8 protein-coding genes and 1 pseudogene are annotated in these 14,270 nt (G+C 70.8%); 6 read left to right on the top strand and 3 right to left on the bottom strand.

Annotated features, from left to right (window positions below):
* Positions 1–143 precede the first annotated feature (143 nt).
* Positions 144–917: an IclR family transcriptional regulator gene (locus tag ABZ016_RS41280; protein WP_356921928.1), complete on the bottom strand. Its 774-nt coding sequence runs from the start codon at positions 915–917 to the stop codon at positions 144–146.
* A 340-nt stretch (positions 918–1,257) separates the two neighbouring features.
* On the opposite strand from ABZ016_RS41280, the gene metH reads away from it, so the two are divergent.
* From metH to ABZ016_RS41260, 4 genes are all read left to right on the top strand, one after another.
* On the top strand, positions 1,258–4,773 hold the full coding sequence (gene metH, locus ABZ016_RS41275; protein ID WP_356921927.1) for a methionine synthase: 3,516 nt from the start codon (positions 1,258–1,260) through the stop codon (positions 4,771–4,773).
* 127 nt (positions 4,774–4,900) lie between these two features.
* Positions 4,901–5,602, top strand: a complete 702-nt coding sequence (locus ABZ016_RS41270) for an HAD family phosphatase (RefSeq protein ID WP_356921926.1) — start codon at positions 4,901–4,903, stop codon at positions 5,600–5,602.
* 409 nt (positions 5,603–6,011) lie between these two features.
* Entirely contained in the window at positions 6,012–7,616 is a 1,605-nt protein-coding gene (locus ABZ016_RS41265; RefSeq protein WP_356921925.1) for an ABC transporter substrate-binding protein, read from the top strand.
* A gap of 106 nt (positions 7,617–7,722) precedes the next feature.
* On the top strand, positions 7,723–9,306 hold the full coding sequence (locus ABZ016_RS41260) for an ABC transporter substrate-binding protein (RefSeq protein WP_356921924.1): 1,584 nt from the start codon (positions 7,723–7,725) through the stop codon (positions 9,304–9,306).
* A 72-nt stretch (positions 9,307–9,378) separates the two neighbouring features.
* Here ABZ016_RS41260 and ABZ016_RS41255 read toward each other — a convergent pair whose 3' ends face one another.
* On the bottom strand, positions 9,379–10,053 hold the full coding sequence (locus tag ABZ016_RS41255; RefSeq protein ID WP_030676460.1) for a response regulator transcription factor: 675 nt from the start codon (positions 10,051–10,053) through the stop codon (positions 9,379–9,381).
* 14 nt (positions 10,054–10,067) lie between these two features.
* Positions 10,068–11,148, bottom strand: a pseudogene (locus ABZ016_RS41250) (RecB family exonuclease).
* Between the two features lie 198 nt (positions 11,149–11,346).
* On the opposite strand from ABZ016_RS41250, the gene ABZ016_RS41245 reads away from it, so the two are divergent.
* Together ABZ016_RS41245 and ABZ016_RS41240 are read left to right on the top strand one after the other, a co-directional pair.
* Positions 11,347–13,257 carry a site-2 protease family protein gene (locus tag ABZ016_RS41245; protein ID WP_356921923.1) on the top strand — a complete coding sequence of 637 codons (1,911 nt, stop codon included), beginning with the start codon at positions 11,347–11,349 and terminating at the stop codon, positions 13,255–13,257.
* A 39-nt stretch (positions 13,258–13,296) separates the two neighbouring features.
* The gene (locus ABZ016_RS41240; RefSeq protein ID WP_356921922.1) at positions 13,297–14,202 is read left to right on the top strand and encodes a tRNA (adenine-N1)-methyltransferase; all 906 of its coding nucleotides are present in this window, start codon (positions 13,297–13,299) and stop codon (positions 14,200–14,202) included.
* Positions 14,203–14,270 lie beyond the last annotated feature (68 nt).

Here is a 14,270-nt window from a genome sequence, read left to right as displayed (position 1 = left end):
GCTGTGGACTCGAAAACCTGATCGTTACTGATCGCAGCCGCTCATTGATCTTTGCCGCAGGTGAGCGCGGACATGCCGCGGACATGCCGAGGACCGGGACGCCGTACGACGTCCCGGTCCTCGGCATGTGCCGACGTGTGCCGTCAGAACCGGCCGGCGCCCAGATCCCGGGACACCGCGCGGGCGCAGTCCCGTACCGCCGCGATGAGCTCGGGGCGCAGCGCGCCCTCCTCGTCGGACCGGCACAGCCGCTCCACGGCACCGGTGATGCCGACCGAGCCGACCGGCATGCGCCGCCGGTCGTGGATGGGGGCGGCCAGGGACGCGACGCCCTCCCAGGTCTCCTCCACGTCCGCCGCGTACCCACGCGCGCGGGTGACGTCGAGGATGTGCTCGAAGGCCTCCGGTTCGCACACGGTCCGGTCGGTGAACGCCTTCCGGTCGGCCTCCAGGGCCTCGCTGTGCGCCACGGGGTCGTAGGCGGACAGCACCTTGCCCAGTGCCGTGGAGTGCAGCGGCTGCATGGCCCCGATCTCCAGGACCTGCCGGCTGTCGTCGGGCCGGAAGACGTGGTGCACGATCAGGACGCCCTGCTGGTGCAGGACGCCCAGATAGACGCTCTCGCCGCTGGAGCGGGCCAGGTCGTCGGCCCATACCAGGGCGCGTGCCCGCAGCTCGTGCACGTCGAGGTAGGTGGTGCCGAGGCGCAGGAGCTCGGCGCCCAGCTGGTAGCGGCCGGAGGCGTCGTCCTGCTCCACGAAGCCCTCCTGCTGGAGGGTGCGCAGTATGCCGTGGGCGGTGCCCTTGGCCAGGCCCAGCGACGAGGCGATGTCCGACAGGCCGAGCCGCCGCTCGCCGCCCGCGAGCAGCCGCAGCATCGCGGCCGCCCGTTCGAGCGACTGGATGTTCCGTGCCATCGCCGTACTGCCTCCGTCCCCTTCGAACGCCGACCAGCGGCGTCCGCAGCCCTCGTTCGGCAATGTCGAACACTACCGGTCGATGTCGACCTCTCGCTAATGGCGGGCCACCATTTGTTGCGCCAACGGGCCGGAATGTGTTGCATCAGAGGGTCCGCCGGCCCGGCCCGGCCGCAGGTCCGTGGCGTGTTCCACGCCCTCGCCGTCCGCCCCGTGGACGCCCTGCCCGTCCCGGGTGACTCCCGGTTAGGCTGGCGCCGTGCGCCCTTCACCCGGGGATGCCTCCGGGCGTACGGGAAGCCGCATAGCCGACAGCCGTCGCATTTGAGGGAGCCCTTACATGGCCTCGTTGCCACCGACCCCTTCCGCAGACAGCCGGGCCCGTGTGTCCGCGCTCCGAGAGGCCCTGGCCGCCCGCGTGGTGGTGGCCGACGGTGCCATGGGCACCATGCTCCAGGCGCAGGACCCGACGCTCGAGGACTTCCAGAACCTCGAGGGCTGCAACGAGATCCTGAACCTGACCCGGCCGGACATCGTCCGTTCCGTCCACGACGCGTACTTCGCGGTGGGCGTCGACTGCGTCGAGACCAACACCTTCGGCGCCAACCACACGGCCGCGGCGGAGTACGAGATCGCCGACCGGGTGCACGAGCTGTCCGAGGCGGGCGCCCGGATCGCCCGCGAGGTGGCCGACGAGTACACCGCCGGGGACGGCCGGCCGCGCTGGGTGCTCGGCTCGGTCGGTCCCGGCACCAAGCTGCCCACGCTCGGCCACGTCACGTACAGCACCATCCGCGACGGCTACCAGGCCAACGCCGAGGGCCTGCTCGCCGGCGGCGCGGACGCGCTGCTCGTGGAGACCACGCAGGACCTGCTCCAGACGAAGGCCTCCGTCCTGGGCGCCCGCCGGGCCATGGAGGCCACCGGCGTCGAGGTGCCCCTGCTGTGCTCGATGGCCTTCGAGACCACCGGCACCATGCTGCTCGGCTCGGAGATCGGCGCGGCCCTGACCGCGCTCGAGCCCCTCGGCATCGACATGATCGGCCTGAACTGCTCCACCGGCCCCGCCGAGATGAGCGAGCACCTGCGCTATCTGACGCGCCACTCGCGCATCCCGCTGCTGTGCATGCCGAACGCCGGTCTGCCGATCCTCACCAAGGACGGCGCCCACTTCCCGCTCGACGCCGAGGGCCTGGCCGACGCCCAGCAGAACTTCGTCCAGGACTACGGCCTGTCCCTGGTCGGCGGCTGCTGCGGCACCACCCCCGAGCACCTGCGCCGGCTGGTGGAGCGCGTCCGGGACGTCAGCCCCGCCGAGCGCAGCCCGCAGCCCGAGCCGGGCGCCGCCTCGCTCTACCAGTCCGTGCCGTTCCGGCAGGACACCTCCTACCTGGCCATCGGCGAACGCACCAACGCCAACGGCTCCAAGAAGTTCCGCGAGGCCATGCTGGACGGCCGCTGGGACGACTGCGTGGAGATGGCCCGCGACCAGATCCGCGAGGGCGCGCACATGCTCGACCTGTGCGTGGACTACGTCGGCCGCGACGGCGTCGCCGACATGGAGGAACTGGCCGGCCGTTTCGCCACCGCCTCCACGCTGCCGATCGTGCTGGACTCCACCGAGGTCGACGTCATCCAGGCAGGCCTGGAGAAGCTCGGCGGCCGTGCGGTGATCAACTCGGTCAACTACGAGGACGGCGACGGACCCGAGTCCCGCTTCGCCAAGGTCACCGCCCTCGCCAAGGAGCACGGCGCCGCCCTCATCGCGCTCACCATCGACGAGGAGGGCCAGGCCCGCACCGCCGAGAAGAAGGTCGAGATCGCCGAACGGCTCATCGACGACCTCACCGGCAACTGGGGCATCCACGAGGAGGACATCCTCGTCGACTGCCTGACCTTCACCATCTGCACGGGCCAGGAGGAGTCCCGCAAGGACGGCATCGCCACCATCGAGGGCATCCGCGAGCTGAAGCGGCGCCACCCCAAGGTGCAGACCACCCTCGGCCTGTCCAACATCTCCTTCGGCCTCAACCCGGCCGCCCGCATCCTGCTGAACTCCGTCTTCCTCGACGAGTGCGTCAAGGCGGGCCTGGACTCGGCGATCGTGCACGCCAGCAAGATCCTGCCGATCGCCCGCTTCAGCGAGGAGGAGGTCCAGACGGCCCTGGACCTCATCCACGACCGCCGAGCCGAGGGGTACGACCCGCTCCAGAAGCTCATGCAGCTCTTCGAGGGCGCCACCGCCAAGTCCCTCAAGGCCGGCAAGGCCGAGGAGCTGGCCGCCCTGCCGCTGGACGAGCGCCTGAAGCGGCGCATCATCGACGGCGAGAAGAACGGCCTCGAAGAGGACCTCGACGCGGCCCTCCAGGAGCGGCCCGCGCTCGACATCGTCAACGAGACGCTGCTGGACGGCATGAAGGTCGTCGGCGAACTGTTCGGCTCCGGCCAGATGCAGCTGCCGTTCGTGCTCCAGTCCGCGGAGGTCATGAAGACCGCCGTGGCCCATCTGGAGCCGCACATGGAGAAGAGCGACGAGGCCGGCAAGGGCACCATCGTGCTGGCGACCGTGCGCGGAGACGTGCACGACATCGGCAAGAACCTCGTCGACATCATCCTGTCCAACAACGGCTACAACGTCGTCAACCTGGGCATCAAGCAGCCGGTCTCCGCGATCCTGGACGCCGCCGAGGAGCACCGGGCCGACGTCATCGGCATGTCGGGTCTCCTGGTCAAGTCCACCGTGATCATGAAGGAGAACCTGGAGGAGCTGAACCAGCGCGGCCTGGCGGCGAACTTCCCGGTCATCCTCGGCGGCGCCGCCCTGACCCGCGCCTACGTCGAGCAGGACCTGCACGAGCTCTACGAGGGCGAGGTCCGCTATGCCCGCGACGCCTTCGAGGGCCTGCGCCTGATGGACGCCCTGATCGGTGTCAAGCGGGGCGTGCCCGGCGCCAAGCTCCCCGAGCTGAAGCAGCGCCGCGTCCGGGCCACCGCCCCGGCCGACGTGGAGGAGCGCCCCGAGGAGGGGCACGTCCGCTCCGACGTCGCCACCGACAACCCCGTCCCCGAGGCACCCTTCCAGGGCACCCGCGTGATCAAGGGCATCCAGCTCAAGGAGTACGCGAGCTGGCTCGACGAGGGCGCCCTGTTCAAGGGCCAGTGGGGCCTGAAGCAGGCCCGCACCGGCGAGGGCCCGTCGTACGAGGAACTCGTCGAGACCGAGGGGCGGCCCCGGCTGCGCGGGCTGCTGGACCGGCTCCAGACCGAGAACCTGCTGGAGGCGGCCGTCGTCTACGGCTACTTCCCGTGCGTCTCCAAGGACGACGACCTGATCATCCTGGACGAGCAGGGCAACGAGCGCACCCGCTTCACCTTCCCGCGCCAGCGCCGGGGCCGCAGGCTGTGCCTGGCCGACTTCTTCCGCCCGGAGGAGTCCGGCGAGACGGACGTCGTGGGCCTCCAGGTCGTCACCGTCGGTTCGCGCATCGGCGAGGAGACCGCGCGGATGTTCGAGGCCAACGCCTACCGCGACTACCTCGAACTGCACGGACTGTCCGTGCAGCTGGCCGAGGCACTCGCCGAGTACTGGCACGCGCGCGTGCGTTCCGAGCTCGGCTACGCGGGCGAGGACCCGGACGAGATGCAGGGCATGTTCGAGCTGAAGTACCGGGGCGCCCGCTTCTCCCTCGGCTACGGCGCCTGCCCGAACCTGGAGGACCGCGCCAAGATCGCCGACCTGCTCCAGCCGGAGCGCATCGGCGTCCACCTGTCCGAGGAGTTCCAGCTGCACCCTGAGCAGTCCACGGACGCCATCGTGATCCACCACCCGGAGGCGAAGTACTTCAACGCCCGCTGAGCGGCCCCGCGGGGCCAACGGGCCAAAGAGAGGCGCTTCGGCCGCGCACGACGTAGACTGGTCGGTCCACCGCAGGCCGGTTCCCCTCGTGGGAGCCGGCCTGAACGTCCCTCAAGGAGGTACGTGGATGACCAGTACGGTCCCCGCGCTCGGAACCCGCACGGCCGAGGGCTCCGCCCTGCAGGCGGTGCTCCTCGACATGGATGGCACCCTGGTGGACACGGAGGGCTTCTGGTGGGACGTCGAGGTAGAGGTCTTCGCCTCCCTCGGCCACACGCTCGACGAGTCCTGGCGCCACGTCGTGGTCGGCGGCCCCATGACCCGCAGCGCGGGGTTCCTGATCGAGGCCACCGGCGCCGACATTCCCCTGGAGGAGCTCACGGTGCTCCTCAACGACGGCTTCGAGGACCGCATCAGCCGGGCCCTGCCGCTGATGCCGGGCGCCGGGCGGCTGCTGGCCGAGCTGTACGAGTACGAGATCCCCACGGCGCTGGTCTCCGCTTCGCACCGGCGCATCATCGACCGGGTGCTGAAGTCATTGGGCGAGCACCACTTCGCCCTGTCGGTCGCCGGTGACGAGGTGCCGCGCACCAAGCCCCACCCCGACCCGTACCTGCTGGCCGCCGCCGGACTCGGCGCGGACCCGGCCCGGTGCGCCGTCATCGAGGACACCGCGACAGGGGTCGCCGCCGCCGAGGCCGCGGGCTGCCGGGTCGTGGCCGTGCCCTCCGTGGCGCCCATCCAGCCGGCCCTCCGCCGCACGGTCGTCAGCACCCTCGAAGACGTCGACCTGACATTTCTGCACGGTCTGATGACGGAAATGCGCTAGGTGTTCACCCAGCGTGCAGCGGCGTTAGAGCGGAAATTCCGAAGGTGAATTCGAACTGTCCCGGTGACCGAATTCCCGTACCCCGGAACCCGTTTACCTGTGTGACGTTCCCCACGCGGACCGGGGTCGACACGAGGTTCGGCATGTGCTGCACGGCCCCTGCAAGGGGTTGCCGACGTGCCTTTGTGTCCTGATTGGTGGAACGCTGTACCAAAGCTTCCGCTGGCGGGTTTTCGGTGTGTCCGCGCCCGGTTCCGCAGCGTGATGGGCGCTCAACTCCGGTGGCTGCGAACCCTCCTGCGGACGCGGACTAATCTCGATGCGAGAACATCGCCCCACCCCCGTGATCCCGCTGCGCCACCCCTGCATGCCGGGTACACGGAGTCGACAGCTCTGGAGAAACTCGAGCATGAACCGCAAGACTTTGGTGCTGCCGGCCGTGATCGGTCTGCTCGCGCCGGTGCTCGCCGCCTGCGGCGGGTCCGACAGCGGGAGCGACGACGGCAGCGCGATCGTCGTCGGCACCACGGACCGGTTCACCGCCTCGAAGGACGCCCCCGCGCCCCTCGACCCGGCGTACGCCTACGACGTCGGCACCTGGAACATCCTGCGCCAGACCGTGCAGACCCTGATGATCCAGCCGCGTGGTGAGGGCGAGCCCGTACCGGAGGCCGCCGAGCGCTGCGGATTCACCGACACCGGCAACGAGCGGTACGCCTGCACCCTGCGCGAGGGCCTGAAGTTCGCGAACGGCGACCCCGTCACCGCGGCCGACGTCAAGTACTCCATCGACCGCGCGATCTCCCTCAAGGCCGACAGTGGTGTGTTCGCCCTGCTGTCCACCATCGACACCGTGGAGACGCAGGGCGACCGCGACGTCGTCTTCCACCTCAAGAGTGCCGACGCCACCTTCCCGTACAAGCTGTCGACCCCGGTCGCCGGCATCGTCGACCCCGACGAGTACCCGAAGAACAAGCTGCGCTACGGGTTCGGCCTCGATGGCTCCGGCCCGTACACCCTCAAGGCCGACGTCGAGGACAACGAGCTGGTCAAGGCCGAGTTCACCCGGAACCCCGACTACAAGGGGAGCCTGAAGGTGAACAACGACAAGGTCGACATGGTCTCCTACAAGGACGCCGACGAGATGAGCGCGGCGCTGGACAAGGGCGACGTCGACCTGATGACCCGCACCATGTCCCCGGCGCAGATCCGCAAGCTCTCGGGTGACGCGGACACCGGCGTCGACCTCGTCGAGATGCCGGGCCTGGAAATCCGCTACCTGGGCTTCAACACCGAAGCCCCGACCGTGAAGTCCAAGGCCGTGCGCCAGGCGATGGCCCAGGTCGTCAACCGCAGCGAGCTGGTCTCCAAGGTCTACGGCTCCCAGGCCGAGCCGCTGTACTCGCTGGTCCCGGCCAGCGTCACCGGCCACTCCAACTCGTTCTTCAACAAGTACGGCGACCCGAACGTCTCCAAGGCCCGTGCCCTGCTGAACCAGGCGAACATCACCGCCCCGGTGAAGCTGACGCTGCACTACACGACCGACCACTACGGTCCGGCCACCAAGGAGGAGTTCGAGGTCCTGCGCGACCAGCTGAACTCCAGCGGCCTGTTCGACGTAAGCATCAAGGGCACGCCGTGGGACACCTTCCGCCCGGCCGAGAAGAAGGGGGAGTACGACGTCTACGGCATGGGCTGGTTCCCCGACTTCCCGGACGCCGACAACTTCCTCGCGCCCTTCCTCGACAAGGACAACACCCTTGGCTCGCCGTACGACAACAGCCAGATCCGGGGCACCCTGATCCCGGAGTCCCGCCGTGAGGCGGACCGGCTGTCCGCCTCCACCAGCCTGACGGACATTCAGGACATCGTTGCCGCTGACGTGCCGGTGCTGCCGCTGTGGCAGGGCAAGCAGTACGTCGCCGCGCGCGACGACATCACGGGTACCGCCTACGCGCTCAACTCCGCCTCGACGCTCCAGCTCTGGGAGCTCGGCCGCGGTGTGAGCGGGTGACGGACCCGCTGGAACCCCGGGCCCCTGACCGCGGCCCCGGGGGACCGTGCCCCGGAGCCAGGGACATGCTCCGGGTGTTCTCGAGAACCGACGACAAGGCACACACGTGAACATACGCAACCAGTGGCCGGTCCTGCCCATCGTGGCGGGGCTCGCCTCCGGCCTGCTGACCGGCTGTGGCACGGAGAGCGGGGACTCCGGCGGGGAAGGCTCCAACGTGGTGGTGGGGATGTCCGACGACGTCCTGGCCACGGACCCGGCCTCCGGCTACGACCCCGGCTCCTGGCTGTTGTTCAACAACGTCTTCCAGTCGCTGCTCAGCTTCCCGAAGGGCGCCACCGAGCCCCAGCCGGAGGCCGCGGAGAGCTGCGCCTTCACCGACACGCAGACCTCGGTCTACCGGTGCACGCTGAAGGACGGCCTCAAGTTCAGCAACGGTGACGAACTCACCTCCGAGGACGTCAAGTTCTCCTTCGACCGCACGCTGAAGATCAACGACCCCGACGGGCCCGCGGTCATGTTCCCCACGCTGGACGAGGTCGAGACCCCGGACGAGAAGACGGTCGTCTTCCACCTCAACACGTCCGACGCCACCTTCCCGAGCAAGATCGCGTCGGGTGCCGGCTCCATCGTCGACCACAACGAGTACGACGCGGGCAAGCTGCGCAAGGACGGCCAGGCCGTAGGCTCCGGCCCTTACAAGCTCGACTCGTTCGACGACGGCCAGGCGGTCTTCTCCGTCAACGAGAACTACAAGGGCACCGCCAAGGTGAAGAACACCGGCGTGACGCTGAAGTTCTTCGACGGCGACCAGACCGCGCTGAAGCAGGCCATCCAGAGCCAGGAGGTCGACGTCGCCTACCGCGGCCTCACCGCGGGCGACGTCGCCGACATGGAGAAGGCCGACGACGGCACCGGCACGGAGGTCGTCGAGGGCAGCAGCGCCGAGGTCCAGCACCTGGTGTTCAACATGGACGACCCGGTCGCCGGGAAGCTCGGCGTCCGCAAGGCCATCGCCCACCTGCTCGACCGCGAAGCCCTCATCAAGGACGTCTACCAGGGCACCGCGACCCCGCTGTACTCGATCATCCCGGCCGGTATCGCGGGCCACAACACGGCCTTCTTCGACACCTACGGCGCCCGCCCCTCCACCTCCAAGGCGGAGGCCGCACTGCGCGCCGACGGCATCACCGGCAAGGTGAAACTGACCCTCTGGTCGACTCCGTCCCGCTACGGCCCGGCCACCGACCAGGAGCTGAACGCCATCGCCGGCCAGCTCAACGCCAGCGGCCTGTTCGACGCCACGGTCAAGTCCGTGCCCTTCGGTCAGTACGAGAAGGACATCGCCGCCGGCAAGTACGGCGTCTACGTGAAGGGCTGGGTGCCCGACTACCCGGACGCCGACAACTTCACCGCCCCGTTCTTCGGCAAGGGCAACGTGCTGGGCAACAACTACGACAACGGCACCATCACCGGCACGCTCATCCCGCGTACCGCCGCCCTGACCAACCGTGCCTCCACCGACCAGGAGTTCGGTGAGCTCCAGGACATCGTCGCCGACGAGCTGCCCGTCCTGCCGGTGTGGCAGGCCAAGCAGTACGCGGTCGTCCGCGAGGGCGTCTACGGCCTGGAGTACTGCCTCGACGCATCGACCGTGTTCCGCTTCTGGGAGCTGAGCAAGGACGTCTGACGCACCCATGTGAAGAGGGCGCCCCCCGTTCGGCAGGGGGGCGCCCTCCTCCGTGTCCGGGCTCGTGGCTCGCTACTGCTGCGCTCCGGGGCGCACCAGTCCGCTCTCGTAGGCGTACACCGCGGCCTGCACACGGTCGCGCAGGCCCAGCTTGGTGAGCACATGCCCGACATGCGTCTTGACGGTGGTCTCACTGACGAACAGGTCGGCCGCGATCTCGGCGTTGGACAGGCCGCGCGCCACCAGCTTCAGCACCTCGACCTCCCGGTCGGTGAGCGTGTGCAGCGTGTCCGGCACCGGCTCGTCGCCCGACGGCAGATGCGTGGCGTACTTGTCGAGCAGGCGCCTGGTGATGCTGGGCGCGAGCATGGCCTCGCCCCCGGCCACCACCCGGATCGCCTGCACCAGCTCGTTGGCCGGGGCGTCCTTCAGCAGGAAGCCGCTGGCACCGGCGCGCAGGGCCTCCACCACGTACTCGTCGAGGTCGAAGGTGGTCAGCACCAGGACCTTCGCCGGGCCGTCCCGTCCGGGGCCGGTGATCTGCCGGGTCGCCTCCACACCGTCCATCCGCGGCATGCGGATGTCCATCAGGACCACATCGGGCTGCAGGGCCCGCACCTGGTCGAGCGCCTGGAGGCCGTCTCCGGCCTCGCCGACGACCGCGAGGTCCTGCTCGGCCTCCAGGATCATCCGGAAGCCCGTGCGGAGCAGCGGCTGGTCGTCGACGAGTAGGACGCGGATGGCCACGTAAGTCTCCTTCGCTAGTCCGGCCCCATTCTGCCCTGCGCGAGGCCGCCGGACTCAGCCGCCCTCACCGGCGTGGCCGACCGGGGCGACCGGCGACGGCAAGGCCTCCGGGGACCCGGTCGGCAGCGGGTACGGCGGGGGAGTGCCGCCGAACTCGGGGCAGTGGGCCTGGTGGTCGCACCAGCCGCACAGCTTCGTGGGGCGTGGCCGCCAGTCGCCCGTCTCCGTCGCCTGCCGGATCGCCTCCCACAGCGCCAGCAGCTTGCGCTCGACCCGCTCCAGGTCGGCGAGGACGGGGTCGTAGGTCAGCACCTCCCCGCTGCCGAGATAGACCAGCTGGAGCCGCCGCGGCACGACGTTCTTCAGCCGCCACACGACGAGGGCGTAGAACTTCATCTGGAACAGCGCACCCTCGGCGTACTCGGGCCTGGGTGCCTTGCCCGTCTTGTAGTCGACGATCCGGACCTCGCCCGTGGGTGCCACGTCCACCCGGTCGATGATCCCGCGCAGCCGCAGCCCGGACTCCAGCTCCGCCTCCACGAACAGCTCCCGCTCGGCCGGCTCCAGCCTGCTGGGGTCCTCCAGCGTGAACCAGCGCTCGACGAGCCGCTCCGCCTCGCCCAGCCAGCGCGCCAGCCGCTCGCCCTGCGGATCGTCGGCGAACAGCTCCACGACCTCCGGCCGGGTCTCGCGCAGCCGGTCCCACTGGCCCGGGATCAGCGACTTCGCCCGGGGCGCCGTGCGCTCGGCGGCCGGGGCGTCGAAGAGCCGCTCCAGGACCGCGTGCACCAGCGTGCCCCTGGTCGCCGCCTCGCTCGGCTTCTCCGGCAGCCGGTCGATCACCCGGAAGCGGTACAGCAGCGGGCACTGCATGAAATCACTGGCACGGGAGGGGGACAGCGAGGCGGGCGGTATGGCGGTGGGCGCGGTCTCGGCGGCGGTCTCGGTCTCCGCGGCGGTCTCGGTCTCGGTCGCCGTCTCCACTGCCGGCGCCGGCTCGATGGCCGCTTCCACGCGCCCGGCCGGGACCGGCGGATCCACCGCCGCGGCAGGGCTGCTGTCGGGCTGCGCAGCGCCCTCGGTGCTCGTCTCCATGCCCCAGACCATACGGCCCGCCACTGACAGTGACCCAGCCGCGGCCGGGCCGCGTGCGACGACGGAAGCCGGGCGGGGAGTGGAGGTGCGGAAAACACAGGGGGTGCCGGGGCGGAACGCGCCTCGACGGACGCATACCATCGACTCGAGACCCTCCCGTCCGGCAGGCGCGGGAGACGCTTCGACGAGGGGACACCGGTGGACGAGAGCGGCGGGCGCGGGCAGCCGCAGTCCGGCAACGACGAGTCGGCCGAGCGCCACGCGGGGCCTCCGGCCCGGGCGACCGACCCGACTCCCGCCGACGAACAGCCCACGGACGAGCGGCGGTTCACCCCCGAACAGCACGACGACGGCCCGGCGACGGGCACGCCGACGGCACGACCGGCCGCACCGGGCGCCGCCCCGAAGGACGACTCGTCACCCGGCGACGACCCCGCAGACGCTTCGTCGGACCACGGAAGCACCGGTGGCGCCGCCGACGAGCACGACCCCCATGACAAGGCCGACGCGCAGGCCGGGCGCGATGGGCAGGCCGGGCGGGCCGGGCAGGCCGGGCGTGATGCGCAGGCCGGCCCGGTGGACCGTGCCGACGCGGACGCCGACGGTCCGCGCCCGACAGCCGGCGCCGAGCACGACGGGAGCCGTGCGCCGACGGGCGACGCGCACCCCGACCGCGCCTACGCCGGTGACCCGCACACGGCCCCCGTCGCCGACCGGCCCGAGGCACACCCCGGGCACACGACCCCCGCCTCCCCCTCCAGCGCTCCCGACCACGGCTCGGAGCCCCCTGCCTCCAGCACCGGCACTCCCGGCCGCATCCCCGAGCCGCCTGCCTCCGGCACGGGCGCCCCCGGCACCGGCGCTCCCGGCCGCCACCCCGAGCCCCCCGCCCCCGGCACCGGGCACCGCCACCTCGCTCACTCCGCCGACGGCAAGGGACCCGCTCCCCAGCGCCCGGAACCGCGGGGCGGGCTGCTCATGGGGCGCCCCTTCGGGGTGCCCGTCTACGTCGCGCCCAGCTGGTTCCTCGTCGCCGCGCTGATCACCTGGGTGTTCGGCGGACAGCTGGAGCGCGTGCTGCCCGAACTCGGCGCCGCCCGCTATCTGGTCTCCCTGTTCTTCGCGGTCGCCTTCTACGCCTCCGTACTCGTCCACGAGCTGGCCCACACCGTCGCCGCCCTCCGCTTCAAGCTCCCGGTCCGCCGCATCCAGCTCCAGTTCTTCGGCGGCGTCTCCGAGATCGAGAAGGAGGCCGAGACCCCCGGCCGGGAGTTCGTGCTCGCCTTCGTCGGCCCGCTGCTCTCCCTCGTCCTGGCCGGCGTCTTCTACGGCGCCATGTACATCGTGGAACCCGGCACCGTCCCGGGCGTCCTGCTCGCCGGCCTGATGATCTCCAACCTCATCGTGGCCGCGTTCAACCTCCTGCCCGGCCTGCCCCTGGACGGCGGCCGCATGCTCCGCGCCGTCGTCTGGAAGCTCACCGGCAAGCCGATGACCGGCACCATCGCCGCCGCCTGGGTCGGCCGCGCCCTCGCCGTCTCCGTCCTGATCGGCCTGCCGCTGCTGACCCAGTCCGGCGCTCTCGGCACCGACGCCGTGGACAACGTCGGCATGGACACCGTCCTGGACGCCCTGCTCGCCGCGATCCTCGCCGCGATCATCTGGACCGGCGCCGGCAACAGCCTGCGCATGGCCCGCCTGCGCGAACACCTCCCCGAACTGCGCGCCCGGGCGCTCACCCGCCGCGCGGTCCCCGTCGAGACCGACACCCCCCTCTCGGAGGCCCTGCGCCGCGCCAACGCCGCCGGAGCCCGCGCCCTGGTCGTCGTCGACGCCGACGGCCACCCCCTCTCCCTCGTCCGCGAGGCCGCCATCGTCGGCGTACCCGAGCACCGCCGCCCCTGGGTGGCCGTCAGCGGCCTCGCCCAGGAACTCACCGAGGGCATGCGCGTCTCCGCGGAACTGTCCGGCGAGGAACTCCTCGACGCCCTCCGGGCGACCCCCGCGACCGAGTACCTGGTGGTGGAGGAGACGGGCGAGATCTACGGCGTCCTGTCGGCGGCCGACGTCGAGCGCGCCTTCGTCAAGGCGATGGCGAGGCCCAGCTGAGTGGTCGGAGCCCCCTCCGGGGACCGGTAGGCTGGTCACATGTCCGAACCGACCGGTGCCGCCCGCAGGCGCGGGCCCTTCAAGGTCGGGGACCAGGTACAGCTGACCGACCCCAAGGGCCGCCACTACACGTTCACGCTCGAGGCCGGGAAGAACTTCCACACCCACAAGGGTTCCTTCCCGCACGACGAGCTGATCGGCGCTCCCGAGGGCAGCGTTGTCCGCACCACGGGGAACGTCGCCTACCTCGCGCTGCGCCCCCTGCTCCCCGACTACGTCCTGTCCATGCCCCGAGGGGCGGCCGTCGTCTACCCGAAGGACGCGGGGCAGATCCTCGCCTTCGCCGACATCTTCCCCGGCGCCCGCGTCGTGGAGGCCGGCGTCGGCTCGGGCTCGCTCAGCAGCTTCCTGCTGCGGGCCATCGGCGACCAGGGCATGCTGCACAGCTACGAGCGCCGCGCGGACTTCGCCGAGATCGCCCAGGCGAACGTGGAGCGCTACTTCGGCGGCCCGCACCCCGCCTGGCAGCTCACCGTCGGTGACCTCCAGGACAATCTGTCCGACGCCGACGTCGACCGCGTCATCCTCGACATGCTCGCCCCCTGGGAGTGCCTGGAGGCCGTCTCCAAGGCGCTGGTCCCCGGCGGCATCCTGTGCTGCTACGTGGCGACCACCACCCAGCTCGCCCGGACCGTCGAGTCCATCCGCGAGATCGGCTGCTTCAACGAGCCGACCTCCTGGGAGACGATGATCCGCAACTGGCACATCGAGGGCCTGGCCGTCCGCCCGGACCACCGGATGATCGGCCACACCGGCTTCCTGCTCACCGCCCGTCGCCTCGCCGACGGCGTCGAGCCGCCCATGCGCCGTCGCCGCCCCGCCAAGGGCGCCTACGGCGAGGACTACGCCGGCCCCAACGCCGATGGTGGCGGCACCGGCCGCTGAGACGACCTTCGCCCCGTACAACGCACCGGCGCGGTGGCGGAGTTCCCGGACTCATCCCGGGAACTCCG

Origin of the sequence: Streptomyces sp. NPDC006372 (assembly GCF_040612515.1) — a bacterium.
Lineage (GTDB): Bacteria > Actinomycetota > Actinomycetes > Streptomycetales > Streptomycetaceae > Streptomyces.
Note: the sequence above shows the minus strand (reverse complement) of the source record. Positions and strands in the feature narration are given on the sequence as shown.

Coding starts and splice junctions, on each gene's coding strand:
- metH (WP_356921927.1), top strand. CDS start 1,258: ATGGCCTCGTTGCCACCGACCCCTTCCGCAGACAGCCGGGCCCGTGTG.
- ABZ016_RS41280 (WP_356921928.1), bottom strand. CDS start 917: ATGGCACGGAACATCCAGTCGCTCGAACGGGCGGCCGCGATGCTGCGG.
- ABZ016_RS41270 (WP_356921926.1), top strand. CDS start 4,901: ATGACCAGTACGGTCCCCGCGCTCGGAACCCGCACGGCCGAGGGCTCC.
- ABZ016_RS41265 (WP_356921925.1), top strand. CDS start 6,012: ATGAACCGCAAGACTTTGGTGCTGCCGGCCGTGATCGGTCTGCTCGCG.
- ABZ016_RS41240 (WP_356921922.1), top strand. CDS start 13,297: ATGTCCGAACCGACCGGTGCCGCCCGCAGGCGCGGGCCCTTCAAGGTC.